Source organism: Nocardioides sp. BP30 (genome assembly GCF_029873215.1).
GTDB lineage: Bacteria > Actinomycetota > Actinomycetes > Propionibacteriales > Nocardioidaceae > Nocardioides.
Genome location: NZ_CP123620.1, coordinates 226,434 through 250,217 on the forward strand (window position 1 = coordinate 226,434; position 23,784 = coordinate 250,217).

At 71.2% G+C, this 23,784-nt stretch carries 27 protein-coding genes and 2 tRNA genes; 14 read left to right on the forward strand and 15 right to left on the reverse strand.

All coding sequences use genetic code 11. The features are described from left to right. Nucleotides 1-122: 122 nt before the first annotated feature. A complete protein-coding gene (locus tag P5P86_RS00995) occupies nucleotides 123-1,154 on the forward strand; it encodes a LuxR family transcriptional regulator (RefSeq protein ID WP_280609406.1) in 1,032 nt (343 codons plus the stop codon). A 79-nt stretch (nucleotides 1,155-1,233) separates the two neighbouring features. On the opposite strand, the gene P5P86_RS01000 is transcribed toward P5P86_RS00995, so the two are convergent. The 6 genes from P5P86_RS01000 to P5P86_RS01025 form a co-directional block, all read right to left on the reverse strand. Next, a complete protein-coding gene (locus tag P5P86_RS01000; RefSeq protein WP_280609408.1) occupies nucleotides 1,234-1,356 on the reverse strand; it encodes a hypothetical protein in 123 nt (40 codons plus the stop codon). Nucleotides 1,357-1,535: 179 nt separating this feature from the next. Continuing rightward, nucleotides 1,536-2,261 (reverse strand): polyprenol monophosphomannose synthase, encoded by a 726-nt coding sequence (locus P5P86_RS01005; RefSeq protein WP_280611299.1) that lies wholly within the window; start codon nucleotides 2,259-2,261, stop codon nucleotides 1,536-1,538. 121 nt (nucleotides 2,262-2,382) lie between these two features. Further along, nucleotides 2,383-3,888 (reverse strand): glycosyltransferase 87 family protein, encoded by a 1,506-nt coding sequence (locus P5P86_RS01010; RefSeq protein WP_280609409.1) that lies wholly within the window; start codon nucleotides 3,886-3,888, stop codon nucleotides 2,383-2,385. A 241-nt stretch (nucleotides 3,889-4,129) separates the two neighbouring features. Next, entirely contained in the window at nucleotides 4,130-5,077 is a 948-nt protein-coding gene (locus P5P86_RS01015; RefSeq protein ID WP_280609410.1) for a hypothetical protein, read from the reverse strand. Between the two features lie 647 nt (nucleotides 5,078-5,724). Further along, nucleotides 5,725-5,817: transfer RNA gene (locus P5P86_RS01020), tRNA-Ser, on the reverse strand. 62 nt (nucleotides 5,818-5,879) lie between these two features. Next, a complete protein-coding gene (locus P5P86_RS01025) occupies nucleotides 5,880-6,332 on the reverse strand; it encodes a hypothetical protein (RefSeq protein ID WP_280609411.1) in 453 nt (150 codons plus the stop codon). Nucleotides 6,333-6,408: 76 nt separating this feature from the next. On the opposite strand from P5P86_RS01025, the gene P5P86_RS01030 reads away from it, so the two are divergent. Continuing rightward, complete coding sequence (locus tag P5P86_RS01030; RefSeq protein ID WP_280609412.1) at nucleotides 6,409-6,789, forward strand: hypothetical protein; 381 nt, start codon at nucleotides 6,409-6,411, stop codon at nucleotides 6,787-6,789. Between the two features lie 324 nt (nucleotides 6,790-7,113). On the opposite strand, the gene P5P86_RS01035 is transcribed toward P5P86_RS01030, so the two are convergent. The 4 genes from P5P86_RS01035 to P5P86_RS01050 form a co-directional block, all read right to left on the reverse strand. After that, nucleotides 7,114-7,198, reverse strand: a tRNA-Ser gene (locus P5P86_RS01035). A gap of 55 nt (nucleotides 7,199-7,253) precedes the next feature. Next, entirely contained in the window at nucleotides 7,254-7,484 is a 231-nt protein-coding gene (locus P5P86_RS01040) for a biotin/lipoyl-binding carrier protein (protein ID WP_280609413.1), read from the reverse strand. A 47-nt stretch (nucleotides 7,485-7,531) separates the two neighbouring features. Continuing rightward, entirely contained in the window at nucleotides 7,532-8,647 is a 1,116-nt protein-coding gene (locus tag P5P86_RS01045; RefSeq protein ID WP_280609414.1) for a hypothetical protein, read from the reverse strand. Nucleotides 8,648-8,658: 11 nt separating this feature from the next. Continuing rightward, nucleotides 8,659-9,456, reverse strand: a complete 798-nt coding sequence (locus P5P86_RS01050) for a carbon-nitrogen hydrolase family protein (RefSeq protein WP_280609415.1) — start codon at nucleotides 9,454-9,456, stop codon at nucleotides 8,659-8,661. A gap of 39 nt (nucleotides 9,457-9,495) precedes the next feature. On the opposite strand from P5P86_RS01050, the gene P5P86_RS01055 reads away from it, so the two are divergent. The 4 genes from P5P86_RS01055 (at nucleotide 9,496) to P5P86_RS01070 (ending at nucleotide 12,077) form a co-directional block, all read left to right on the forward strand. Then, nucleotides 9,496-10,059, forward strand: coding sequence for an NTP transferase domain-containing protein (locus tag P5P86_RS01055; protein ID WP_280609416.1), 564 nt, complete (start codon nucleotides 9,496-9,498; stop codon nucleotides 10,057-10,059). Nucleotides 10,060-10,063: 4 nt separating this feature from the next. Then, the gene (locus P5P86_RS01060; protein ID WP_280609417.1) at nucleotides 10,064-10,411 is read left to right on the forward strand and encodes a DUF6457 domain-containing protein; all 348 of its coding nucleotides are present in this window, start codon (nucleotides 10,064-10,066) and stop codon (nucleotides 10,409-10,411) included. A gap of 54 nt (nucleotides 10,412-10,465) precedes the next feature. Beyond that, a complete protein-coding gene (locus P5P86_RS01065; protein ID WP_280609418.1) occupies nucleotides 10,466-11,443 on the forward strand; it encodes an NAD(P)H-quinone oxidoreductase in 978 nt (325 codons plus the stop codon). Between the two features lie 64 nt (nucleotides 11,444-11,507). Beyond that, nucleotides 11,508-12,077, forward strand: a complete 570-nt coding sequence (locus P5P86_RS01070; RefSeq protein ID WP_280609419.1) for a bacterial proteasome activator family protein — start codon at nucleotides 11,508-11,510, stop codon at nucleotides 12,075-12,077. On the opposite strand, the gene chrA is transcribed toward P5P86_RS01070, so the two are convergent. Then, nucleotides 12,068-13,171, reverse strand: coding sequence for a chromate efflux transporter (chrA, locus tag P5P86_RS01075; protein ID WP_280609420.1), 1,104 nt, complete (start codon nucleotides 13,169-13,171; stop codon nucleotides 12,068-12,070). The genes P5P86_RS01070 and chrA overlap by 10 nt on opposite strands. Before the next feature lie 77 nt (nucleotides 13,172-13,248). Between chrA and P5P86_RS01080 the strand changes: the two genes are divergently transcribed. Both P5P86_RS01080 and P5P86_RS01085 read left to right on the forward strand, forming a co-directional pair. Then, nucleotides 13,249-14,877 carry a long-chain fatty acid--CoA ligase gene (locus tag P5P86_RS01080; RefSeq protein WP_280609421.1) on the forward strand — a complete coding sequence of 543 codons (1,629 nt, stop codon included), beginning with the start codon at nucleotides 13,249-13,251 and terminating at the stop codon, nucleotides 14,875-14,877. Between the two features lie 20 nt (nucleotides 14,878-14,897). Beyond that, on the forward strand, nucleotides 14,898-15,305 hold the full coding sequence (locus P5P86_RS01085) for a VOC family protein (protein ID WP_280609422.1): 408 nt from the start codon (nucleotides 14,898-14,900) through the stop codon (nucleotides 15,303-15,305). A 16-nt stretch (nucleotides 15,306-15,321) separates the two neighbouring features. On the opposite strand, the gene P5P86_RS01090 is transcribed toward P5P86_RS01085, so the two are convergent. Then, nucleotides 15,322-16,668 carry a cytochrome P450 gene (locus P5P86_RS01090; protein WP_280609423.1) on the reverse strand — a complete coding sequence of 449 codons (1,347 nt, stop codon included), beginning with the start codon at nucleotides 16,666-16,668 and terminating at the stop codon, nucleotides 15,322-15,324. A 116-nt stretch (nucleotides 16,669-16,784) separates the two neighbouring features. On the opposite strand from P5P86_RS01090, the gene P5P86_RS01095 reads away from it, so the two are divergent. Further along, complete coding sequence (locus tag P5P86_RS01095; RefSeq protein ID WP_280609424.1) at nucleotides 16,785-17,366, forward strand: TetR/AcrR family transcriptional regulator; 582 nt, start codon at nucleotides 16,785-16,787, stop codon at nucleotides 17,364-17,366. Here P5P86_RS01095 and P5P86_RS01100 read toward each other — a convergent pair. Genes P5P86_RS01100 through P5P86_RS01110 form a run of 3 tightly spaced genes read right to left on the reverse strand, consistent with a single transcriptional unit; the run spans nucleotide 17,338 to nucleotide 19,195 of the window. Beyond that, a complete protein-coding gene (locus tag P5P86_RS01100) occupies nucleotides 17,338-17,628 on the reverse strand; it encodes a DUF1905 domain-containing protein (protein ID WP_280609425.1) in 291 nt (96 codons plus the stop codon). The two genes, P5P86_RS01095 and P5P86_RS01100, sit on opposite strands and share 29 nt — an antisense overlap. 4 nt (nucleotides 17,629-17,632) lie before the next feature. Further along, nucleotides 17,633-18,250: an HAD family acid phosphatase gene (locus P5P86_RS01105; protein ID WP_280609426.1), complete on the reverse strand. Its 618-nt coding sequence runs from the start codon at nucleotides 18,248-18,250 to the stop codon at nucleotides 17,633-17,635. Nucleotides 18,251-18,307: 57 nt separating this feature from the next. Then, complete coding sequence (locus P5P86_RS01110; RefSeq protein ID WP_280609427.1) at nucleotides 18,308-19,195, reverse strand: LLM class flavin-dependent oxidoreductase; 888 nt, start codon at nucleotides 19,193-19,195, stop codon at nucleotides 18,308-18,310. A gap of 83 nt (nucleotides 19,196-19,278) precedes the next feature. Here P5P86_RS01110 and P5P86_RS01115 point away from each other — a divergent pair, with 83 nt between their 5' ends. The 5 genes from P5P86_RS01115 to P5P86_RS01135 all read left to right on the forward strand — a co-directional run bounded on the left by P5P86_RS01115 (nucleotide 19,279) and on the right by P5P86_RS01135 (nucleotide 23,707). Continuing rightward, nucleotides 19,279-19,695 (forward strand): nitroreductase family deazaflavin-dependent oxidoreductase, encoded by a 417-nt coding sequence (locus tag P5P86_RS01115; RefSeq protein WP_280609428.1) that lies wholly within the window; start codon nucleotides 19,279-19,281, stop codon nucleotides 19,693-19,695. A 63-nt stretch (nucleotides 19,696-19,758) separates the two neighbouring features. Further along, nucleotides 19,759-20,076, forward strand: a complete 318-nt coding sequence (locus tag P5P86_RS01120; protein WP_280609429.1) for a DUF1330 domain-containing protein — start codon at nucleotides 19,759-19,761, stop codon at nucleotides 20,074-20,076. Continuing rightward, nucleotides 20,073-20,657 carry an NUDIX hydrolase gene (locus P5P86_RS01125; protein WP_280609430.1) on the forward strand — a complete coding sequence of 195 codons (585 nt, stop codon included), beginning with the start codon at nucleotides 20,073-20,075 and terminating at the stop codon, nucleotides 20,655-20,657. The genes P5P86_RS01120 and P5P86_RS01125 overlap by 4 nt, the downstream gene beginning before the upstream one ends. A gap of 73 nt (nucleotides 20,658-20,730) precedes the next feature. After that, complete coding sequence (locus tag P5P86_RS01130; protein WP_280609431.1) at nucleotides 20,731-22,362, forward strand: DUF1800 domain-containing protein; 1,632 nt, start codon at nucleotides 20,731-20,733, stop codon at nucleotides 22,360-22,362. Nucleotides 22,363-22,369: 7 nt separating this feature from the next. Next, nucleotides 22,370-23,707, forward strand: a complete 1,338-nt coding sequence (locus P5P86_RS01135) for a DUF1501 domain-containing protein (protein WP_280609432.1) — start codon at nucleotides 22,370-22,372, stop codon at nucleotides 23,705-23,707. The last annotated feature ends 77 nt before the right edge of the window (nucleotides 23,708-23,784 follow it).

Here is a 23,784-nt window from a genome sequence, read left to right on the forward strand (position 1 = left end):
TGGACGAGAAAGACAATAACCGACGACACCCGCCGGACCTAAATCCCGGCGCTGTGGGATCATCGGCAGGACCGGTTCGGGCGGCTCGAGGAAAGCAGATCAGGTCAGCGGAGGGAGACCATGTGGACGACAGCGCCGTGGACCGTGCGCTGCTCGAGGGCCGAGGGACCGAGCTGTTCGAGGCCGCCGTCGCCGAGGGCGGCATCCCCGTCGACGACCCTCGGATCGTGGAGGGCGGTGAGTTCCACGAGGCCTTCTCGCTGTTGGTGTCGCTCGGTCTGCTGCACCACGACGGCGACGACGGCACCCTGTGGGTCCCCGACGACCCCGGCACGGCTCAGGGACGGGTGGTCGCGCCGCTCAGCCTCGAGGGCACCCGCCTGCTGCAGGAGTCGACCCAGTGGGCCCGCGACTTCGCCGCCCTCGGGCAGATCTGGCGGCGCGGTCCGCAGGCGGCCTCGGGACCGTTCACCTACCTGCGCGGCGACGCGATCGCGCCGTACATCTCCGCCCTGGCCGCCGAGGCGACCGAGGAGATCCTCACCGCCCAGCCGCAGACCGGCCGCGATCTCGGCGTCGCCGCGCTGAAGCAGTCGCTGGCGCACGAGCAGGAGCTGGTGGATCGCGGGGTCAGGGTGCTGACGCTCTACCAGCACGCTGCGCGGCGCAACACCTCCACGCAGCGCTACGTCGCCGGTCTCACCGAGCTCGGTGCGGAGGTGCGCACCCTCGACGAGTTCTTCCACCGGCTGATCGTGGTCGACCGCAGGGTCGCACTGATCCCGACCGAGGACGACCTCGGTGTCGCCCTCGCCGTACGCGAGCCCACGGTGGTCGCCTACCTGGTCGACGTCTTCCTGCGCTCCTGGGAGCGGGCGAGACCGTTCACCAGCAGCGGGGAGGACGTGACCCGGCACATCGCCGGCGAGCAGCGTGCGATGACCATCCGCATGCTGATCGAGGGGTACGCCGACCCCGGGGCGGCGAAGCGACTCGGCGTCAGCTCGCGCACCTATGCCGCCTACGTCGCCGATCTGAAGACGGAGTTCGACGCCGACACCCGGTTCCAGCTCGGCTACATCCTCGGCAGGCAGGGCATCATCGGCGAGCCGCAGGAGATCGCCAGCAGCCCGGAGACGCACGAAGGGCAGTGATCTGGCGCGATCACTGCCCTTCTCGGGGGAGCCGGCGCCGCGGGTCGGGGGATCGCGCGCACCGGCTCAGGGGGATGGGTCACTTGTGCAGGCTGTAACCCCAGGTGAGGTCGGCGTGGGCTGACGGGCTCGTCATCCCGATGACGCCGACGCTGACGGCCACGGAGGCAAGCACGATGCTGACGCGACGCACGATCTTCATGTCGTTTCCTTCGAGGTCGGGGCCCTGGGTCAGGCCGCTCTACCTCAGTCTTGCCGGGAGATCAGGAAACCGGGAGGCAAGTCACTCTGCACCTTTTTGCACTGCAAGAACGTGCAAAAGTGCCCACCCTGTCCACGACATGGCAGGACGCCACCTCTTACGCATGGCGGCTGACGGCCTCAGCGCGTACGGCGCAGGCTGCTGCGCAGCTGTCGGCATCGCTCGCGCAATCCCCACCGTGTCACGAGCTTCAACGACTCCGCCGCCACGGCACCGCTCATCTTCGAGGCTCCACGGACCCGCTCCACGAACTCGATCGGCACCTCGCGCACCACCAACCCGGAGCGCACCGTCCGCGTCACCAGATCCGTCTGGAACACGTAGCCCGCCGATTCCACCGAGCCCAGGTCGATCTTCTCCAGCGTCGAGCGGCGGAACACCCGGAACCCCGCTGTCGCGTCCTTGACCCGGATGCCCAGCAACGTGCGCACATACAGGTTGCCGCCCCGCGAGAGCAGCTGCCGCGAGACCGGCCAGTTGACCACCGACCCGCCGGGAACGTACCGCGACCCGATCACCAGATCGGCGCTCTCCAGCGCCGTCAGCAGGCGGTGCAGCTCCTCGGGCTGATGTGATCCGTCGGCGTCCATCTCCCCAATCACGTCGAAGCCTCGCTCCAGCGCCCACCCGAACCCGGCCAGGTAGGCCGCACCCAGCCCGTCCTTGCTGCGACGGTGCAGCACGTGCACCGACGGATCCGCAGCGGCCAGCTCGTCGGCGAGCTCGCCGGTGCCGTCGGGCGAGCTGTCGTCGACCACCAGCACCTCCACCTCAGGCTCGGCACGCCGCAACCGGCCCACCACCCACGCCAGGTTCGCGGCCTCGTTGAAGGTGGGGATCACCATGACCACCCGCCCCAGCCGACCCAGATCAGTACTCACGTTCGTCGTCCACCTTCGCCCCACTGTCCGATCGGCGACCCTAGTCGACCGAGCCCTGGCAGGCCGAGCCCACCCGCCGCACGCGTCACGATGTGCCGCCGCCGGCACGTAGGTTCACGCCGTCGCCCGAGGCCAGGATCGGGTAGGTACTGAGACGCTGCCTCTCGGCCGGGGACAGGCGGTCGCGGCGCAGTCGTAGCACCACGAACGCCGCACTGCGGATGAGATGGTCCATCAACCACGTGCGGAAGACGGGATTCGCTCCGCGCGACACCCCAGCGCCATAGCTGGCCCCGGTGATGTCCACCGGGACGTCGCAGCCGCGGTGCAGGTCGGTGGTGAGCCGATCCATCCAGATGAGCGCCGCCGGATCGTCCGCCGAGAGGCACCCGGCGGGCGCGGCCGCGCTGAAGGACGCAGCGGGGAAGACCTTCCCCGTCGGTTGGAGGGCGACGACGCACCCGGCGGCGAGAAGCGCGGCGGCAGCGCCGACCGCAAGGCCGACCCGGAGCCGAACGCGCCCGACACGGCCTGCCAGGTCACCCCACCCGATGGCGAGCACCAGCGCCATCGGCGCCGCAAGAAACACCCCGTAGTGCCGGAAGTACGAGGGGCTCGCCCCGAGCACGAGCGCAGCGGCCAGGAACCAGCCGACGACGATCCAGGCGCTCCGGTCGCGCAGGCACCGAATGACGGCGACCACGATCAGGAGCAGGACGATCACCGTCGCCAGCCCGACCACCGCCGGTCTCCCCTCGAAGACCGATCTCGTACCGAGGATGCTCGTCACCCGCTCGATGCGCATCTTCGTCGCACCCGCCCGGTCGAGCTGGTCGGCGACGACCATCGTCCACATCCGGTGCGGCGCCAGCGCGAAGAAGGGCAGCAGTACGGCGGTGGTCGCGACGACACCGGCCGCTGCCACCCGGCCGGCCGCTCGGGGCTCGCGGCGGATGAGGAGGACGAGGACGATGGCGGCGAGGACGGCGGCGTACCAGATCTTCACCGAGCACGCGAGACCGAGCGCCACCCCGGCCAGCAGCTCGAGGCTGAGCGACCGCTGGGGGTTCCTCATCGAGAGGGCGAGCAGCGCGAGGAGCACCAGCGCGGTCCCGACCGGCTCCAGGAACGTGGTCTGCTCGCTGTAGACGGCTGCCGCCGACGTGGCGTAGAGCAGGCCCGCGAGGAACCCGCGCATGCGGCCCCAGCGTCCGGCGATCGCCCCGACGAGTACGGCGCTGGCGCTGCCCAGCGCCATGAACGACAACCGCGCGACCGTCATCCCGACGGGATCCGAGGTCAGCCGGCCCAGGAGGGCGAACGGCATCAACGCGAGCAGGCTGCCCGGCGGGTGCAGCAGCACGAAGTCGCGGTAGGGAACGTGGCCGAAGGTCAGCGACTCCGAGGCCGTGTAGTAGACGCCGTCGTCGTAGCGACCGTAGAAGTGCAGCCCACCGCCACGCAGCACCGGTAGCAGCCGGACCAGGAACGCGACGGCGAAGACGGCGACCAGCTCCGGCGCAGCGATGTGGCGCCCAGCGGCCGGACGGTCCCGTCGAGCCCTCTCCGCGCCGAGAATGGTGTGGAACATGCGCTGTCGCTCCCCTCCCCCAAGGATCGGGACGCGACGATACCCGCGGTCGCGGACAGCAGGTCATTCCCGTCGCATGGGCCGGAAGGGCTTGTCGATGCACGAACTATCCACGTCGACGCGCGGCGCCCTGGCAGCGTTGCGACCCGGTTCCCCGATCGCCCGGACCCGTCCGACACCCGGGCCCTCCGGAGCGATGATCCGAGAGCTTCGCCTGCTGTCGGGCGAGACCCCCGCCGGGTCAGTTGACGTCCGACAGCTCGTAGCGCTGGATGGAAACCCTCCCACGGACAGGATTCGCAGCCGACAGTATTGTGTTTCCGGCGACCCGAATAAAGGAAGCCGAGTCACTTCCCAGAGAGATCCGGTGGCCTCGCGGATCGCTCAGCACCGGTACCCCATCGACGCCTTGCCATATCACATCCCGACCGACAGCCACGGGATACCAGTCTGAGATATATCCGGTCTCGATCGTAGCGCCCGGAGAACCGGAGAAGCTGAAGTTCTGCACCTCATATGGATCATCGAGGACACCATTGGCTGGCGGCTTCGGCGTCTTGGGATCAATATGCAAACCCGCAAACACCGATCCGGCCGCCGGGGCACAGGAGAGCGCCAACGCCGTCTTGGTGATTGCTTGGGGCGGGCCGCCGACGCGGGGCACTCGCCAGCAGTCACCCCCGACGGTATGCCCCTTATCCCCTCGACCGTTAGGGCCGAGGTAGTACACGTACGTGCCAGCAGCGCGGTCGCTGCCAGGGGTCATCTCCAGGTCGGAAGCGACCTCGACAGCACGCCCTGGAGAGTCCTCCCAGGCATACAGGTCGGCTCGCCTTGACTTCGATGCCTGGGTCCACGTGATGCCCTGCTCAGTCGAGCCTAAGTAAGGAACCCATGGGTCAGGCTTCGCTCCGTTGGACGCGACGGTCCGCCGGTCGCCCGTCACGACATTGACCGCCTTGATCTTCCACAAGACGTTCATGTGGCTGTCGTCTTGGAGGCGCGATTGGTCGACATATAGGACCCATGGTCCTGAGACGCCCACCCAGTTGACAAAGCCATTCGGCCATGCCGACTTCGCCACCTGCGTCCAATGCTTGCCATGGGTCCAGCGCTCGACGCGGTCCGCTGTGGCGCCGAGTCCGACGCTCGCCACAATCGAAGAGTCGTCCATTGCCACCGCGGCCATGGAATGAGCCGAGATGTCAATACGGGCGAGACGTGAAACGCTCGCAGTTGGTGCGGTAGCTGTTCTTCCCGATGGTGATACCGACGAGGCTGATGGCACCGAAGGCGCCGTCGTGGCCGTCGAACTGCATGCACTGATAGCTAGGCAAGCGACGGCTAGTGCCAATGCCCGGGTGGGGCCAATATTCATCCGACAATTCCGTGAATTGAGGTGCTGGTTAAGGCAGTGTAGCCGTCGGCCGTGTCTTCAGGCAGTGGGTGACCGTACGGTTCACCGACGACCAGATTGCTGCATTGAGTCAACGTGTCCGCGACGACCTGCACCGCATTGCGAGCCGGCCTCACGTCTCATGGCAGACCAGCGGCGTCGCCTCGCCACATTGAAACGTCACCGCCCCGGACCCACGCGGAGAGGCACCACGCCGGCGCGGGCGACGAGGCACGAGAGATCCTCAACCCCGCGGCTTCCAGCTCGTCGACATCGACACCGGGACCGACGCAGACGCCAACGCCCCCTCCGTGGCTGAGACGCCCCACTGACACCCGTGGTCGCGGGCGTCCTGACCGAGCGCGCCGCAGCAGCCGAGGCCGGAAACGAAAGAACCCCCGACGAGCTTTCGCTCGCCGGGGGTTCCCACCTGACACATCTGGCGGAGACGGAGGGATTTGAACCCTCGATGGGCTATCAACCCAAACCTCATTAGCAGTGAGGCGCCATAGACCGGACTAGGCGACGTCTCCAGGTCAGCGCGGACAGGCTACTAGTCGCCGCGGCCCTTGTCCCAATCGCCCCCGACTTCGGCTCACAGCCCGAGCGGGCGGACCTTCTGGCCCTCGCCGAGGTGGCGCTGCATCTGCCGGACGAACTCCTCGCGGTCGATCGCCAGGAGGCCCACGGGGATGGAGGTGCTGGTGCCGTTGCCCAGTCGCAGCACCAGGCAGGCGATGCCGCGGGTCGTGGTGGTGACGGCGTCGCGCACCTCGGTCCAGGGCGCCTGCCGGACACCGGCACCCCGCACCAGGCGGACGGCGTACCCCTGCTCGTCGCAGCGGACCACCCACGCCTTGCGGCGCAGCCACCAGGCACCGGCGACGATCACGACGGCGCCGGCCAGTGCGATGCCGATCACGATGTCGGCGGAGCCGTGCGCGACGGCGACCACGATGGTGGCCACGAACGCGACCAGGGCCAGGACGACGAGCGCCGACCCGAGGAGGCGCGCCACGACGGCCGGTGCAAGGCGGTAGTACGTCATGCTCCGATTGTCCCCAACGCACCCCACGATCGCGCATTCGCTTGTCCTGGCTCGTGACCCGGGTCACACTCGGTGCATGGCGACCCTCAGTGCCGGGATGGTGGAAGCGCTGCACGGCCTGGAGCAGGCGATCGTGCCGCCGCGTCCCGGCGTGCCGCTGGGCAACTGGCGCTGGGCGCTGCGCCAGCGGCTCGCCTCGGTCCGCGACGCCTTGGTGGACGAGAACCCGACGGCGGCCGACGGGTGGCTCGCGGCCCGCGGAGGACAGGCCTTCCGCGAGCGCGGCATGCTGATCTCGCGGCTCACCCAGCTCGCCGACGCCGCCCTCATCGCCCCCGATCCGGAGGCCCTCCGCCAGGAGCTGCGCCGGTTGATCGGCGACATCGGACGCCACATCCAGCGGCTGCACGACCTCGCGTACGACGACGTCGAGCTGGAGCTCGGCGGAGAGAACTGAGCCGCCCGCAGCTCAGGGCGTCGGCGCATCGCCCCGCCGCGCGGACCACACCATCGCACCACCGAAGGCGGCGACCAGCACACCTCCAGCGACGATGGCCACGCCCCACCCGAGCGCCTTGAGGCCGCCCTCGCGCGGATGATGGTGCCCCGTCGCCCGAGCCGGGTCGCCGCGCCCACGGCGAGGACGCCCACGACGACGACCGCCAGGATGAGACCGAAGCGCCGCACCGTCCCACGCGAGACGTCTTGGCGGTGCGCGCCCACAGCCCCCTCCTCCGACCACTAGCTCGCCTGGGGAGGCGCCGTACGACGTGGCCGGCTGCGGATGGTGAGGGATTTGAACCCCCGGTGGGTCTCCCCACGCTCGCTTTCAAGGCGAGTGCAATCGGCCGCTCTGCCAACCATCCCGTGCGCCGGGATCCAGCGCAGGTCAGAGGGTAGCCCAGAGCCTGCGCCGATGCGTCAGGCGCCGAGCTCGAGCAGGACGTCGCCCTCCTGGACGACGTCGCCGGCGGTGACCTTGACGGTGAGCACTGTCCCGGCGACCTCGGCGAGGACGGGGATCTCCATCTTCATCGACTCCAGCAGCACCACCGCGTCACCGACCGCCACCGCGTCACCGACGGCCACGTCGATGCTCATCACGTTGGCAACCATCTCGGCGACGACGGGGGTGACGCTCTCGCGGGGCATGAGGCCGACGGTAGGCGTTACCACCCGGTAGGGCGAACCGGACCCGGTCAGAGCAGGGCGCGCGTACGGCGGGGCTCGGGGCGCACCGCCGCCGCCTCCTCCGCCTCCCGGGCCGCTCGCCGGCCGCCGGTCGACCGCGTCCCGGCACCGCGTCCCGACGTCCCCGCACGACCGGCGCGACCGGCACGACCACCCCGCACAGAACGGCCGGGGCCGCCGGTGAGGAAGAGGTCGGCGCCGATGACGACGTACCCCAGCGCCAGGCCGACGACCAGGCTGTAGCAGATGGAGAGAACGCCCTCCACCACCGATACCTCGGGGTTGACGAAAGTGGTGGCCATCGGCGCCGTCGCCGCCACCCCGAACGCACAGACCCACCATCCCTGCCGGCGGCGGGCGCGCATGTGGGTGCCCCACGCCAGGGCCGGGATGCCGAGCAGCGCCTCGATCGGTCGCGGGTAGCCGCCCAGGTGCTCGCGCATCCACACCACGCCGTCGCGCAGCGTGCCGACCAGGCCGGGCGTGCCGTAGCGGCGGATCGCCTCGGCGTACAACAGGGTGGCCAGCAGCAGGATGCCGCCGGCGCTGACGGTGGCGAAGCCGCGGCGACCGAGGCCGTGCAGGCCCGCCCCGAGCCGGTAGACGAGCAGGAAGATGCCGATCAGGGCCAGCACCAGCACCGTGTACTGGAAGCGGTTGACGGTCACCGCCGGCGCGTATCCGATCGCCGCCAGCGAGCCGAGGCCCGCGATGATCGCCGCGACCACGCACTCCCGCGCGGCTCGCGGGAAGGTGACCGCCGGGGTCGTCCCCATCACCGCGAAGACCGCCGAGACGGCCGCCATCATCACTGCCGCGCCGGTGCGCATCTCGTTGTTGTCCACGACGAAGACGGCGATCCCCAGCACCAGCGCGAGCGCGGCGCAGATGAAGGGCCGGCCACCGGTTCGTGCGGCGAGGCCGTAGACGTACGTCGTCGTCAGCGCGACGGCGCCGATCCCACCGAGGAGCACGTCGCGCACTCCGAGCGCGGCGAGCAGCACGCAGACGATGCCGATCCCGCAGCCCGTCGACCAGAGGAGGACCTGGTGTCGTCCTCGCAGCCGGAAGCTCGAACGCCCGCCCTCACGCACGCGGGTCGGCATCGTGCTGGTGCGGGTCATGGGGTCGAAGGTTACAGGCGACGATTGGCCAGTGACGGATTCACGCGACGGGCCTGCGCCAGCACCTCGCGCGAGAGCGTCGCGGTGATCACCGACGGGTCCGGACCGGCCTCCGCCAGCACGTCGCCCAGCGGGTCGATCACCATCGAGTGCCCGCAGTAGCGCGGCGCCGGCTGGCCGCAGGCGACCACGAACACGGTGTTCTCGATCGCCCGGGCGCGCAGCAGCGTGCGCCAGTGGTCGACCTTGCGGTCCCCCGCCACCCAGGCCGCGGGTACGACGAGGATCTCGGCGCCCTGGTCCACCAGCGCCCGTGCCAGCTCGGGGAAGCGCAGGTCGTAGCAGGTCATCAGGCCGATCCGTGCGCCGTCGGCAGCGGCCGCACGATCCGCGGGGAGGGTGATCACCCGCGGCGCGACCGGCCCGGCAGCCAGCACGTCGGACTCCCGGTAGCCGAAGGAGTCGTAGAGGTGGATCTTGCGGTACGCCGCCTCCACGTGCCCGCGCACGACCAGCGTGTTGAACGGAGTGCCCGCCTCGTCCGGCACCTGCTCGAGCATGCCCGCCACGATCGTGGTGCCGCGGTCGCGCGCGACCCGTTCCACCTCCGTGGCGAACGGTCCGTCGAGGCCTTCGGCGTACGCGCCCAACGGGGTGCCGGGCGAGCCGAAGTCCCGGGCGAAGACCTCCGGGAAGACGACCAGATCCACCCCGCCGGGGGTGAGCGCGTCGATCCGGGCGCGGTTCGCGTCCGGCTCCAGTCCGGCAGGCTCCTGCACGAGGGCGACGTCGAGCGTGGTCCAGGTCATGCCCACCATCATCGCGCGGCCTGCGGTGCATCGAGCAGGATGGGAGCCGTGTGGGAGCCGTGGGCAGCGATCATCCTCGCCGGCGGCCGCGCCAGTCGGCTCGGTGGCGTCGACAAGGCCGGCATCGAGCTCGGTGGTCGCACGCTGCTCACCTGGGCGCTCGACGGAGTCGTCGACGCCCGCGAGGTCGTCGTCGTCGGCGAGCCGGTGCCCACGGAGCGCCCGGTCACCTTCACCCGGGAGAACCCCCGGTACGGCGGACCCGTCGCGGGGCTGCTGACCGGCCTGGACGCACTCGCCTCGGTGCCGCGGTACGTCGGCGTGGTCGGCGTCGACATGCCGCACGTGCACCACGGGACGTGGCGACGGCTGCTCGCGGCCGCCGCCGGCACCGACGGCGCCATGCTGGTGGGTCCCGACGGCCGCTGGCAGCTGGCGCTGGCGCTGGACACCGCCCGGCTGCAGGAGGTGCGACCGGACCACGAGCAGCAGCACGACCATCCGCTGCGGAGGCTGCTCGCACCGCTCGCCCTGACCCCGGTGCCGGCGGAGGATCGCGAGCACCAGGACATCGACACCTGGGCCGACCTGCGCGACGCTTGATGGCGTGAACCTGCACGACTGGATCGATGAGCTGTGCGACGTCCTCGACATCGACGCCGATGTCGACGAGGGGCTGATCCTCGACCTGGCGAAGACCGTCGCGACCAACGTGGAGCGCCCGGCGGCCCCGGTATCCGCCTACCTGCTCGGGGTGGCTGTCGGTCGCACCGATGCGAGCGGTGCCGACACCGAACGGCTGGCCGCGCTGGCCCAGGAGCTCGCCGAGCGCTGGGACCGCCCCACCGGTGCGAGCGAGGGTGCCGACGGGGACGACGGGGACCGCGCCGCCGAGGTACCCGTGCCACCCGACCTCGACCTGGACTTCGGCGAGGACGACACCGCGCCTGACTGAGCGGCGGTCCTCACCCTCGGGCGTGCGAACCGGGCGTCGGCCTAGGGTGGAGTCATGCGAGCCGTCGTCGCCAGCGAGCCCGGAGGGCCCGAGGCCCTGTACGTCACCGACCTGCCGGATCTGACGCCGGAGCCCGGCCAGGTCCTGATCGAGGTGGCGGCCGCAGGCCTCAACCGCGCGGACCTGCTCCAACGGCAGGGCTTCTACCCGCCCCCACCCGGCGTCTCGGCCGTGATCGGCATGGAGGTCAGCGGCACCGTCTCCGCCGTCGGGGACGGCGTGGAGGCGTGGCAGGTCGGCGACGAGGTGTGCGCGCTGCTCGCGGGCGGCGGCTACGCCTCCCAGGTCGTCGCTCCGGCCGGCCAGGTGATGCCGGTCCCGGCCGGTGTCTCCCTCATCGAGGCCGCAGCCCTCCCCGAGGTCGCCTGCACGGTCTGGTCGAACGTCTTCATGATCGGGTCGCTGCGTCAGCACGAGTCGTTCCTCGTCCACGGCGGCGCCGGCGGCATCGGCACGATGGCCATCCAGCTCGCACACCAGCTCGGCGCACGGGTGTTCACCACCGCCGGTACGCCGGAGAAGCGCGCGCTGTGCTCCGCCCTCGGCGCGGACGTGGTGATCGACTACCGCGAGGAGACGTTCGAGGACGTCATCGCGGACCAGACCGAGGGCCGCGGCGTCGACGTGATCCTGGACAACATGGGCGCGAAGTACCTGACCCGCAACATCTCCGCCCTCGCCGACTCCGGTCGGCTGGTGATCATCGGACTGCAGGGCGGCACCACCGCCGAGCTCGACATCAACGCGCTGATGCGCAAGCGGGCCGCTGTCATCGGTACGACGCTCCGCTCGCGCTCCGTCGAGGGCAAGTCCGCCATCTGCGCCTCGGTGGTCGCCAACGTGTGGCCCCTCGTGGAGGCGGGAGACGTCAAGCCGATCATCGACGTCGTGATGCCGTTCGACGATGTGGCCGACGCGCACCGGCGGATGGAGGGTGGCGAGCACAGCGGCAAGATCCTGCTGCGGCTCTGAGGGCGTGGGGTTCGGCGAGGTACGCCCCCGCACCGCCGCCCCACCCCTGGCTAGGCTGAACACCATGACCGAAGATCAGCAGCACGTCATGGTGATCGGCCCCGACGGCCAGCCCGTGGTGGTGGCGGCACCGGAGCAGGAGGAGGGCGGCGACCGCGACCTGACCGAGCTCGTCGAGCAGCCTGCGAAGGTCATGCGGATCGGCTCGATGATCCGCCAGCTCCTCGAGGAGGTGAAGTCCGCGCCGCTCGACGAGGCCTCCCGCAACCGGTTGCGCGAGATCCACCAGTCCTCGATCAAGGAGCTGGAGTCGGGCCTGGCCCCCGAGCTCATCGAGGAGCTGGAGCGACTCAGCCTGCCGTTCTCCGACGACCGCACCCCCTCCGAGGCCGAGTTGCGGATCGCTCAGGCCCAGCTCGTCGGCTGGCTCGAGGGTCTCTTCCACGGCATCCAGACAGCCATCTACGCCCAGCAGATGGCGGCACGCGCGCAGTTCGAGCAGATCCGCCGCAGCCTCCCCGGCGGGACCATGGGCGGGGCGATGCCACCGATGCCGCAGCAGGGCGGCCCGCAGCCGCAGCAGCACCCCGGCCAGCAGGAGGAGCAGGGCGGCAGCAGCGGCCTCTACCTGTAGCAGAACACCCCGACGGCAGCCGCGAGGAGCAGCGTCGTCACGACGCCGCGCCGCAGCACGAGGATCAGCACGAGCGCGCCGGCGAGCACGGCGAACTGCCACGGCTCGCTCAGCGCTCGGGCCAGCGTGATCGCCGAACCCAGGATCGCGCCGATCGCAGCCGGACCCGCCCCGTCGAGCACCGCCCGCGCGGGCGGTGAGGCCCGGATCCGGTCGAAGTGGCGTCCGCCCACCAGCACGAACAGGTACGACGGAACGAACGCCACGGCGTCGGCGAGCAGCGCTCCGCCGAGGCCGGCCGCGGCGTACCCGACCACGGCGATCGTGTGGGTGACGGGCCCCGGGGTGATCTGGCCGAGGGCGACGGCGTTGAGGAAGTCCGCGCCGCTCATCCAGTGGTGCCGGTCGACGGCGTCGGCCTGCATCAGCGGGATCACCACGAAGCCCCCGCCGTAGGACAGTGCTCCGACCTTGAACCCGAGCCACATCAGGCCGGCGAGCGTGCCGCCACCCACCGCCGCCGGGGCGAGGAGCGGCGGCACGACGGCGAGGACACGAGGATGCTGCACCAGCAGCTCGAGCACGCCGCACGCCAGCAGCACCGCCACCACCCAGGCGCCGACGAGCGGGGTCGCGACCAGCCCGGCGACCAGGTACAGCACCCAGCGACGGTGCGAGGCGGCGCGGGCCCAGGACGACGGCGCCAGGGACCAGCCGGCGGAGACCGCGACTCCGGGCACGGCGGCCCCGGCTCCCGCGCCGAGCCCGAGGACCCACCGGGGCGGCTCGCCGTCGAGGAAGATCGCGGCGAGCGCCAGGATCACGACCAGCCCCGGCAGGATGAACGCTGTGCCGCCGACCAGTGCCCCCCGCGCGCCGGCGACCCGCCAGGCGGTGTAGATCGCCATCTGGGTCGAGCTCGGGCCGGGCAGCAGGTTGCAGGTGGCGACCGCGTCCTCGAACTCCTCCGGTGAGATCCACCCCCTCCGCTCGACCGTCAGCTCGCGCAGCATCCGGATGTGGGCGGGCGGACCGCCGAAGCCGAGGACGCCGATGCGCCCCCACGAGCGCACGACGTCCGTCAGCGGAACCACGCGGCGCACCCTAACGACTCGCCATGAACATGGGTGTTCTGCTTGTGACCTGCACCACAGCGCGCCACGATGTGCCCATGCTGGGACTGATGCAGGACGCGCCGCTGACCATCACCTCCATCCTCGAGCGCGGCGAGCGGGTCTTCGCCGACCGCGAGATCGTCACGAAGACGGCCACCGGCCTGAAGCGGGCGACGTTCGCCGAGCTCGGCGCGGAGGTACGCCGCCAGGCCAGCGCGCTCGACGCTCTGGGCGTCTCACCCGACGGCCGGGTGGCGAGCTTCGCCTGGAACACCTTCCGTCATCTGGCGCTCTACTACTCGGTGCCCTGCACCGGCCGGGTGTTGCACACCGGCAACATCCGCTACTTCCCCGACCAGCTCGTCTACACCTTCGAGCACGCCGAGGACGAGGCCGTCTTCGTGGACCGCTCGCTGCTCGGCCTGCTCGCGCCGCTGCTGCCCCGGATGACCACGCTCAAGCATGTCGTCGTGATGGACGACGGCGTCCCCACCCCGCTGCCGGACGACCCGAGGGTGGTCGCCTACGAGGAGTTGGTCGGCTCCGCCGACCAGGCGGACCTGACCGGCCGGATCACCGACGAGCACACGGCCGCCGGCCTGTGCTACACCTCCGGCACCACCGGCAATCCCAAGGGCGTGGTCTACACGCACCGCTCGAACTGGCTGCACGCGATCGGCTCGCTGACGAGCAGCGTCTTCGGCATGCACGACGGCGACCGGGTGCTCCCGGTCGTGCCGCTGTTCCACGCCAACGGCTGGGGCTACGCCCACTCCACGATCATGGGCGGAGCGACGCTGATCATGCCCGGACCGGATCTCTCGCCGGCCGGGTTGGTCGACCTGATGGAGTCCGAGAAGGTCACCGTCGCCGCCGGGGTGCCGACGATCTGGATGGGCGTGGCTCCGCTCCTGGCGGGCCGTGACCTGGCAGCGCTGCGTGCCGTGATCTGCGGCGGCTCGGCCGTGCCGGTGGCGTTGTCGGAGGCCTGGCGCGAGGCGATCGGCGTACCGATCACGCAGGCCTGGGGCATGACGGAGATGTCGCCGCTGGGCAGCGTCGCCAGGTTGCGCAGCGAGATCACCGGTCGCGAGGAGGAGATCGAGACGCTCGCCACCGCCGGCCTGATCGCCCCGGGTGTGTCGGCCCGCATCGTCGACGCGGTCAGTCGCGAGGAGCTGCCCTGGGACGGCGAGACCAGCGGTGATCTCGAGGTCAGCGGTCCCTGGATCGCGCGGCAGTACTACAAGACCGACGAGCCCGGCGACTCCTTCAGCCCCGACGGCTGGCTGCGCACCGGCGACGTCGCCGCCATCACCCCGCTGGGCTACCTCAAGATCGTGGACCGCACCAAGGACCTGGTGAAGTCCGGCGGCGAGTGGATCAGCTCGGTCGACCTGGAGAACCAGATCATGGGTCACCCCAAGGTCGCCGAGGCAGCCGTCATCGCCCTGCCGCACCCGAAGTGGGGCGAGCGCCCGCTGGCCTGTGTGGTGGTGCGCGACGGCGAGACGCTCGATCGCGACGAGCTGCTCGCCTGGCTCGGCGACAAGGTCGGCAAGTGGCAGATCCCCGACGACGTCGTCTTCATCGAGGAGGTGCCCAAGACCAGCGTCGGCAAGTTCTCCAAGAAGACCCTTCGCGAGCAGTACGCCGACCATGTGCTGCCTACGGCCGGTGCGTAAAGCGGACTAGGTTCGAAGCCATGGGATCGAAGCTGAATCCGTACCTGTCCTTCCGCTCCGAGGCGCGCCAGGCGATGGAGTTCTACCAGTCCGTCCTCGGGGGCGAGCTCAACGTCGTCACCTTCGGCGACTTCGGCCAGGCCGAGGGCGGCGCGGATCTCGTCATGCACTCCTCGCTGGTGACCCCGGCGGGCTACACCCTCTTCGCCGCCGACACCCCGCCGGGGATGGATCTGACCTCCGGCAGCCAGATCACCGTCTCGATCTCGGGTGACGACGTCGAGGAGCTGCGCGGGTACTTCCGCGGCCTGTCGGTGGACGGCCAGGTGCACATGCCGCTGCAGGTCCAGGCGTGGGGCGACGAGTTCGGCATGGTGGTCGACAGGTTCGGCATCCCCTGGATGGTCAACATCGGCGGCACGGCGTAGCCGCAGGCGGCAGAGCTCAGCCCCGCAGGCTCGCGGGCAGCCGCTCGTACCCGCGCAGGATCCGGGTGGGACGGCGGTTCGCTCCGGGAAGCAGCCGGACGTCGGGGTAGCGCTCGAAGAACATCCGCAGCCCGACCTCCCCCTCCATCCGCGCCAGCGCGGCGCCCAGGCAGTAGTGCCGTCCGGCCGAGAACGAGACGTGGTCGCGGGCGTTCTCCCGCGCGACGTCGAAGGTGTTCGGGTCGGTGAACACCTGGGGATCGCGGTTCGCCCCGGCCAGCACCGTGACCACGACGCCGTCGCGGCTGACCCGCTCGCCCGCCACCATGGTGTCGCGGTCGGCGATCCGACCGGTCAGGAGCACCGGCGGATCGAAGCGCAGCACCTCGTCGACGGCGTTGCCCCACAGCGCCGGGTCCGCACGCAGGGACGCGAGCTGCTCGGGATGGTCGTGCAGCAGCGCTATCCCGTTGCCGAGCAGGTTCACCGTGGTCTCGAAGCCGGCGGCGAGGACCAGCCCTGCCGTCGCCTTCAACTCGTGCGGAGTCAACCCCACACCGTCGTCCTGCGCCGCGACGAGCTCGCTGAGCAGGTTGTCCGCGGGCTCGCGGCGCAGCATCTCGAGGTGCTCGGTCAGCCAGGCGTCGAACGCCCGCAGGCCGCTCTCGACCTCACGGAACCTGCGCCACTCCAGTCCCATGTCCAGGCTCGGCGCGGCAGCCGTGCCGAACTCGAGCACCTTGGCCCGATCCGTCAGCGGTACGCCGAGGATCTCGGCGATCACCGTCACGGGCAGCAGGCTGCAGTAGGCCTCGACCAGGTCCACCGGTGCTCCGCCCGACTCGCTGACCTGCTTGTCGAGGTCGTCCAGGAGCCCGGCCGCGACCTCGGCGGTGCGCTCCTGGAGCCGCTGGACCGCGCGGACCGAGAACACCCGGGTGACCAGCTTGCGGTAGCGGGTGTGGTCCGGCGGCTCGGTGACCAGCAGCGACGGCGGCTCGACCGGGCTGATGACGTCGGTGGCCGACCAGGCCGCCAGCCGCTGCATCGCGCTGCCGGCCCGGGAGGGCAGGCCGGTGCGGAAGTCGTTGCTGCTCAGGACCTCCCGCACTGTCGCATGGTCCACGGTCATCCGGGTCAGCCGGGTCGTGACCAGCGGTCCCCGGGCTCGGGCCTCGTCGAAGAGGTCGAGCAGCTCGAAGGTGTGGCGACCGGCCGCGGTCGCGATCAGGCGGCCCTGGAGGTCGCCACGCCGCGCGGCCGCCCGGAAGACAGCACGGGGCAGCGCGTGGCCCACGCCCCAACGCACCGGCGTCTTCACCTGGTCCAACACCGGCCGCACCACGGGGTCCAGCAGCGACATCGCGCCCTCCTCCTGCCTGTGGTACGCCGTCGTACCAGTCCTGGATCACGAACGTACCGCGCGGCGGCGGATCTGACCAGCCCCTCGGCACCGGCCGGACGTCCTAGGGTGTGCCCGTGACGACCGCCGTACTCGACAGCCGCTCCCGCCTGCTCGCCGGGCTCTCGGACGCGCTGCGCGAGCGGTCCTACGCGGAGGTCACGGTGGCCGACATCGTCCGCCAGGCACGTACGTCGAAGCGCACCTTCTACGAGCACTTCGCCGACAAGCACGACTGCCTCGTCGCCTTGCTGACCATGTCCAACCTCGAGCTGCGGCGTTGCATCGCCGCCTCCGTCGACCCCTCCGCGCCCTGGGAGACCCAGGTCCGTCAGGGGGTCGGCGCGCTGCTGGAGCTGGTGCACGCCGAGCCGCACCTGTTCCTGAACTGGTTCCGGGCGGTGCCGACGCTGGGGGACGAGGGCCGCGTGCTGGTCCGGGAGGGGATGGCCACCTTCGTCGAGCTGCTGCGCACCCTGGCCGACACCCCCGACCTCCAGCGCGCCGGCGTCGAGCCGCCCACGCGCGAGCTCGGCATCATCGTCTTCGGCGGCCTGCGCGAGCTCATCGCCACGGCGCTGGAGGAGGGGCGCGACCCGCTGACCCTGATCGAGCCGGCCAGTCGGGCGCTCAGCGCGTTGCTCGCACCTCGAGGCTGACCGACACGGTGTCACCCTCGGCGATCCGCTCGGCGCGTCGCACCGCGACCTTGACCGGTACCAGGTAGCGACCTCCGCGGGGGAAGAGCGCGGTGGTGAACTCGGTGGCGCCGATCCGTGCCGTCACCGGCACCTGCCCCCAGTAGGCCAGCTCCCGGGAGGCCTCCTTCAGCTCCTCGCTGTCGACCTCGGGCATGACCACGAAGAGGTACGGCGCCGGACCGCGCCACTCGACGACCTCGCCCGCGAAGTCCCAGGCCATCGGCTCAGGAGAGCAGCCCGTGGAAGCTGGGCAGCTTGATGCCGTGGCCGACGTTGTCGCCCCACAGGTCGGTGGCGCGGTTGCCGATGTCCATCACCACGGTGTAGCCGCGAGCCACGATCCGGGCACGGTTGGCCTGCTTGCTCGCCGCCAGGCCCTGGCCCTTGGGTCGACCGTAGACGTCGGCGTACCGGTAGCCGGCGGCGCTGAGCTGCGGCCGGATGCTGTCGGCGCTGTGCTGGGTCCGGCCGGTGACGAAGAAGACGGTGTACCCGAGGTCGACGGCGTGCTTGGCCACCCTCAGCGTCGGCCGGACCGGCTTGGGCCAGCGATAGTGCGTCTGCAGCGAGGTGTTGTCGATGTCGAGCACCAGGGCCGGGCGGGCGGCGTCGCCGACGTGCGCGTCGAGGTAGGCATCGGCGCCGACGAGCTTCTTGCGCACCTTGGCCAACCACACCGACCGGGACGGCAGGCCGGCCGGACGCGCGTGTGCGGGAGCCGCAACGGCGGGCTCGGCCGGGGCCGGCCGCTGCGCGCTAGCGGCGGCCGGGACGAGCAGCGCGGACCCGAGGGCGAGTCCGAGCAGCGCAGCGGGTACGGCGGCGGTGGGGCGTCGGCTCATGACACGACCCTAGACGAGGCGCGGGCGGCCCGCCCCCGGCGAACCGGGCGCCGCCGCTCAGGCGCCGAGCTGGGCCAGCACCTCGGTGCGCAGTCGGGACAGCAGGTCGCTGCGCTCACCGGCGCCGCCGGTCAGGCTGGCGCCGTTGACGATGAACTCGTCGTAGCCGGCCTCGGCGTACGTGCCGATCTGGTCGGCGAGCTGGGCGGCCGATCCGCCGATGCTCGGCCGACCGGGAACGGCCTCGGCATCGAGGCGGACGATGCTGTTGATGCTGCAGTGCACCGTGCCGGGCTCGCGGCCGACCTGCTCGCACGCCGCGAGCAGCTTGCGCCGGGACGCGGCCGCCGTCTCGGGGGTGCCCCAGGTGTTCCACTCGTCGGCGTGCCGGGCGGTGATCCGCAGCATCCGCGGGCTGCCGGAGCCGACCACGATCGGCAGCCGCCGCTGGAGCGGCTTGGGGTCGCACGGCGCATCCACGACGTCATAGACCTTGCCCCGGAAGGTGGTCCGCGGCTGGTCGAGCAGGCTGCGGACGATCTGGATCGACTCCTCGAACCGGGTCACCCGTGGGCCCGGCTCCTCGAGCTCGAAGCCGTAGGCGGCGTGCTCGTTGACCTGCCAGCCCGCACCCAGACCGAGGACCATCCGGCCGCCGGAGAGATGGTCGATGGTGGCGGCGCGGTTGGCCAGCAGGGCGGGGTGGTGCACCGAGGTGGGACTGACCAGGGTGCCGATGCGGACCCGCTCGGTGGCTGTCGCGAGGGCAGGCAGCAACGACCAGGCCTCGTGCACGGGGCCGTCGGCAGGAGCCCCGGCGGGGGTGTTGGGCATGTAGTGGTCGGCGAGCCAGACGCCGTACCAGCCCTCGGCCTCGGCCTGGCGGGCCTCGGCGAGCACCTCGGCGACCGGGTGCGAGGCGGCCGGCCAGAAGGAGAACTTCACGATCGCCACCCTAGGTCGCGCTCCCAGCGCCCGCTTTGCCCGGAGCCCTGGCGCGACCCCGGTGCGGATGCCAGGATCGAGCCGTGAGCGACTGGAACAGCCAGGTGATCGAAGAGTTCCGCGCCAACGGCGGCCGCGTCGGCGGCCCGTTCGAGGGCGCGCCCATGGTGCTGGTGCACCACATCGGGCGGCGCAGTGGCACGGAGCGGATCACGCCGCTGGTGTACCTGCCCGGGGACGACGCCTCGACCCTCTACATCTTCGCGTCCAAGGGTGGCGCCCCCACCCACCCGGACTGGTACCACAACCTCGTCGCGGCCGGCAGCACCACCGTCGAGGTCGGCACCGAGACCTTCCCGGTCCGTGTCGAGGAGGTCACGGGCGAGGAGCGTGACCGTCGCTACGCCGCGCAGGTCGCTCGGATGCCCGGGTTCGGCGAGTACGCCGAGAAGACGGCGGGCGTCCGGGTGATCCCGGTGCTCGAGCTGACCCGGGAGTGAGCCGATCACCGCGGCGGCCCGCGGCGGCTGAGGCCGTCGGGCCACGCTTGCTACCGTCGGGCCATGGCCGACCCCGCCGAACCCTCCCCTGACGACCTGGTGTTGTGCTGCTTCCTGTGGTCGATGCCCGGGCAGGAGGCGGGCCTTCAGGAGTACGAGGACCAGGTCCTCGCACTGCTGCCCGAGCACGGCGGCTCGGTGGTGCAGCGGGTCCGCTCGACGGGCGCGGCGACCGGGCCGCGGGAGGTGCAGCTGCTCCGGTTCCCCGACCAGGACGCGGCCGACAGCTACCTGGAGGACGCACGGCGGCTCGCCCTGGCGGACCTGCGCGACCGGGTGATCGCGCGCACCGAGCTCTTCGAGGTCGCGGTGCTCCGATGAGCCAGCACGAGCCGACGGGCAGCGACTCGGTCCGCACGCTGGTCCCGGTGCCGCCGGAGCAGCGCCCGCGACGCCGGCGGCGTACGGCGCGCGTGCTGCTGATCGACGACCGCGAGCGGCTGCTCCTCTTCCACGACACCGACCCGGGCCTGAGCGGCGTGTTCTGGTGGATCACGCCGGGCGGTGGCCTCGATCCGGGCGAGTCCGACCGGGCCGCCGCCGTCCGGGAGCTGCAGGAGGAGACGGGCGTCGTCGTGAACGAGGCGGACCTCGTCGGGCCGGTGATGGAACGCCGGGTCGTGCACGGCTACACCGACGTGGTCGTCGACCAGGAGGACGTGTTCTTCGCCTGCTGGGTGCCTGCCTTCGACGTCTCCGACGCGGGGCACACGCCGCAGGAGCGTGCGCTGATGACCGGACACCACTGGTGGACGCGCGAGGAGCTGGCCGAGACCACGGACGAGGTCTGGCCGGCCGAGGTGCTCGAGCTGTGGGCGGACGCCGAGGCGCGGCGCGCCGACGGTCGGGACCGGCCCCCGCTCGACGGCGGCGACGTGGAGGAGTCGACCGTCCCCGCCTGATCGGCCCTTGCCGCGACGCACCTCACCGATCAGCATGGTGAGGTGTGAACCGCTGGCCGCTCAACTGAGCGAGATGGGAGCCGATTCGATGGAGGTGTCCGGCTCCGTGCTCTCCTCGCTCGCTCGTGCGAAGAAGAAGCACCCCAAGAAGAAGCACCACGCCAAACACCCGAAGCACCACAAGAAGAAGCACCACAAGCACAAGAAGAAGCAGCCGGCCGCGACAGTGACGGCGCCGGTCGTCGCGCCCGCCAAGCCGGCCGACCCCGCCGTGGTGCACATCGCGGACCGGTTCACCGGCGGGTACACGACCGCGTTGGGCCAGGCGATCTCCGCCGCCGGCGGCTCGCTGGCCTGGTTCGACCGACAGCTCGCCCCCGACCAGGTCGCCGAGAGCGCCCGAGCCCAGCAGCTGTGGTCGTGGTTCCCGCTGCTCGCCGACACCCCGGCCCAGCGCTACGCCTCCGAGCGCTCGGGCGGTTTCGGCAACTGGGACTACGGCATCGACCTGGCGTCCTGGACGATCCTGCGCCGGGTGCACAGCAACCGCGCCGTGCTGGAGGCGATGGTCGAGCTCTGGTCCGACCATCTGCACGTCCCCGTCGGCTCCGACGGCTGGTACTGGCGGCAGGACTACGACGCGCTGATCCGCACGCACGCACTCGGCAAGTTCTCCACGCTGCTGATCGCCGCATCGCTCCACCCCGCGATGCTGGTCTTCTTGAACAACGCCGAGTCCACCGCCGACCACCCTGATGAGAACCAGGGCCGTGAGCTGCTCGAGCTGCACACCGTCGGCCGTGGTCTCTACGACGAGGACCAGGTCAAGGCATCGGCGCGGATCCTCTCCGGCTGGACGGTGAAGTGGCCCTGGGACGGCGACCACCCGGCGGTCGCGACCTGGAGCGCCTACTACGACCCCGACCGGCACGCCACCACCGCCGCGACGGTCCTCGGGTTCAGCACCGACGGCGACGGGCGCGGGGGGCAGACAGCCAAGGACTACCTCGACTACCTCGCGCATCACCCCTCGACAGCGCGCCGGATCGCCACCAAGATCGCCACCCGGTTCGTCAGCGACACCCCCTCCGATGCGCTCGTCACCAAGCTGGCCCAGGTCTACCTCGCCAGCGACACCGACGTGCGACCGGTGCTGCAGACGCTGGTCCGGCACCCGGAGTTCGCCGCGGCGGCCAAGCAGAAGGTGCGCACGCCGGTGGCCGACATGATCGCCACCCTCCGGCTGCTGGGCGTCGACGTGCAGCCACCCGCCTCGCGCGACGACGCCGCCCACCAGCTCGTCTTCGTCCACGGGGGCCTGCAGCCCTACTCGTGGCCGCGCCCCGACGGCCCCCCCGACAGCGCCGCCGAGTACGCCTCGGCCAGTCGGATGCTGAACAGCTTCGCGATGCACTGGAACCTCGCCGGCGGCTACTGGCCGACCGGCGGCGTCACCTACCGCTCGCCCGGAGCGTTCCTGCCCGCCGGCAAGCCCACCGTCGCGCAGTACGCCGAGCACCTGTGCCGGCTCTTCCACGCCACCGGCACCACCGCCACCACCACCCAGGCGCTCGCCCAGGCGATCGGGATGAGCCCGACCGACACCATCGACCCGACCAGCTGGCAGGGCGAGGGCCTGCAGGAGTGGCTCGGCGTCCGCGCCCTCGGCGTCGTCCTCGACCACCCGCGCCACATGACCCGATGAGCCGACGATGACCCGACCGAAGAGCACCGATCCAGCCGCCGGCGACCCCTGCTGCGCCGACTACCGCGCCGGCCTCTCCCGCCGCGGCTTCCTCGCCGGTCTCGGTGCCGCGGCCCTCGGCGGCGTCGCCGTCAGCGTCTTCGGCGACGCCGTCCGGCAGGTCGCCTATGCCGACACCACGACCACCGGGACGAGCGCCCGCAACGTCTTGGTGGTGCTGTCGCTGCGCGGAGCGATCGACGGCCTCGGAGTCGTCGTCCCGCACGGCGACACCGCCTACGCCGCGGCCCGACCCACCATCGCCGTACCGACCTCGAAGCTGCTGGCGGCCGACTCGATGTTCGGCCTGCACCCCGGCCTGGCACCGCTGCTGCCGTGGTGGCAGTCGAAGCAGTTCGCCGCCGTGCAGGCGGTCGGCCTGCCGATGCCGAACCGGTCGCACTTCTCCGCGATGGAGGAGATCGAGGAGGCGGACCCGACCGAGACCGTGCGGCAGGGGTGGGTCAACCGGATGATCGGCCTCGACGCCGGCACCTCGCCGACCGAGGCCGTGCACCTGACCTCGGCCATGCCACCGACGCTGGTGTCGGGTCCGGCGCCGACGCTGGCCGCCGACCGGCTCTCCGACATCGCGCTGGTCGGGGCGAACCCGCTCTTCGACACCGACGCCTCCTGGCGGGCGCGGCGGCGGCAGGGCCTGCAGACCGTCTGGAGCGGCGCGACCGGCACGCTGGGCGCGGCCGGCCGGCAGGCGCTGACCGTCACCGACGTGCTGGCACAGGCCGCGGCGACGACGTACCAGCCGCAGAACCAGGCGACGTACCCGACCGCATGGCCGGCCACGGACCTGGCCGCGGCGCTGAAGGACACCGCCCAGCTCATCCGTGCCGACGTCGGCACGGAGGTGGTCTCGATCGACTTCGGCTCCTGGGACTACCACGCGGACTACGGGACAGTGGACAGCGGCAACATGGCCGGCATGGTCGGCGCGCTCGGCTCGAGCATCGCCGCGTTCCTCACCGACCTCGGCTCGGACCTGGACCGCGTCACGGTGCTGACGATCAGCGAGTTCGGCCGTCGGCTGGGCGAGAACGGAGCCCACGGTCTCGACCACGGCTGGGGCAACATGATGCTGCTCTTCGGTGCGGGCGTGAACGGCGGCCGCTACCACGGCACCTGGCCCGGCCTCACCGATCCGGCCAGCCCGTACGTCGACGACGACCTGGCGGTGACCACCGACTACCGCGACGTGATCGGTGAGGTGCTGGCCAAGCGCTTCCCCGACCGGAGTGTGGCCGCCGTGTTCCCCGGCCACCAGCAGAGCCCGATCGGCGTCATGAGCTGACGTGCGCCGAGCCCGTCGAGGCGCCTGCTGGCCCTCGGCGAACTCCGGGACAGGAACCCCTCACGAAACGCACTTGA

What these genes read in the sequence shown, in the direction of transcription:
- P5P86_RS01125 (WP_280609430.1), top strand. Translation starts at nt 20,073, where the DNA reads ATGAGCCAGCACGAGCCGACGGGCAGCGACTCGGTCCGCACGCTGGTC.
- P5P86_RS01130 (WP_280609431.1), top strand. Translation starts at nt 20,731, where the DNA reads ATGGGAGCCGATTCGATGGAGGTGTCCGGCTCCGTGCTCTCCTCGCTC.
- P5P86_RS01030 (WP_280609412.1), top strand. Translation starts at nt 6,409, where the DNA reads ATGGCGACCCTCAGTGCCGGGATGGTGGAAGCGCTGCACGGCCTGGAG.
- P5P86_RS01045 (WP_280609414.1), bottom strand. Translation starts at nt 8,647, where the DNA reads ATGACCCGCACCAGCACGATGCCGACCCGCGTGCGTGAGGGCGGGCGT.
- P5P86_RS01085 (WP_280609422.1), top strand. Translation starts at nt 14,898, where the DNA reads ATGGGATCGAAGCTGAATCCGTACCTGTCCTTCCGCTCCGAGGCGCGC.
- P5P86_RS01120 (WP_280609429.1), top strand. Translation starts at nt 19,759, where the DNA reads ATGGCCGACCCCGCCGAACCCTCCCCTGACGACCTGGTGTTGTGCTGC.
- P5P86_RS01100 (WP_280609425.1), bottom strand. Translation starts at nt 17,628, where the DNA reads ATGGCCTGGGACTTCGCGGGCGAGGTCGTCGAGTGGCGCGGTCCGGCG.
- P5P86_RS01040 (WP_280609413.1), bottom strand. Translation starts at nt 7,484, where the DNA reads ATGCCCCGCGAGAGCGTCACCCCCGTCGTCGCCGAGATGGTTGCCAAC.
- P5P86_RS01010 (WP_280609409.1), bottom strand. Translation starts at nt 3,888, where the DNA reads ATGTTCCACACCATTCTCGGCGCGGAGAGGGCTCGACGGGACCGTCCG.
- P5P86_RS01065 (WP_280609418.1), top strand. Translation starts at nt 10,466, where the DNA reads ATGCGAGCCGTCGTCGCCAGCGAGCCCGGAGGGCCCGAGGCCCTGTAC.
- P5P86_RS01015 (WP_280609410.1), bottom strand. Translation starts at nt 5,077, where the DNA reads ATGGCCGCGGTGGCAATGGACGACTCTTCGATTGTGGCGAGCGTCGGA.
- P5P86_RS01000 (WP_280609408.1), bottom strand. Translation starts at nt 1,356, where the DNA reads ATGAAGATCGTGCGTCGCGTCAGCATCGTGCTTGCCTCCGTGGCCGTC.
- P5P86_RS01105 (WP_280609426.1), bottom strand. Translation starts at nt 18,250, where the DNA reads ATGAGCCGACGCCCCACCGCCGCCGTACCCGCTGCGCTGCTCGGACTC.
- P5P86_RS01080 (WP_280609421.1), top strand. Translation starts at nt 13,249, where the DNA reads ATGCTGGGACTGATGCAGGACGCGCCGCTGACCATCACCTCCATCCTC.
- P5P86_RS01050 (WP_280609415.1), bottom strand. Translation starts at nt 9,456, where the DNA reads ATGACCTGGACCACGCTCGACGTCGCCCTCGTGCAGGAGCCTGCCGGA.
- P5P86_RS01055 (WP_280609416.1), top strand. Translation starts at nt 9,496, where the DNA reads ATGGGAGCCGTGTGGGAGCCGTGGGCAGCGATCATCCTCGCCGGCGGC.
- P5P86_RS01070 (WP_280609419.1), top strand. Translation starts at nt 11,508, where the DNA reads ATGACCGAAGATCAGCAGCACGTCATGGTGATCGGCCCCGACGGCCAG.
- P5P86_RS01025 (WP_280609411.1), bottom strand. Translation starts at nt 6,332, where the DNA reads ATGACGTACTACCGCCTTGCACCGGCCGTCGTGGCGCGCCTCCTCGGG.
- P5P86_RS01005 (WP_280611299.1), bottom strand. Translation starts at nt 2,261, where the DNA reads ATGGTGATCCCCACCTTCAACGAGGCCGCGAACCTGGCGTGGGTGGTG.
- P5P86_RS01135 (WP_280609432.1), top strand. Translation starts at nt 22,370, where the DNA reads ATGACCCGACCGAAGAGCACCGATCCAGCCGCCGGCGACCCCTGCTGC.
- P5P86_RS01090 (WP_280609423.1), bottom strand. Translation starts at nt 16,668, where the DNA reads ATGTCGCTGCTGGACCCCGTGGTGCGGCCGGTGTTGGACCAGGTGAAG.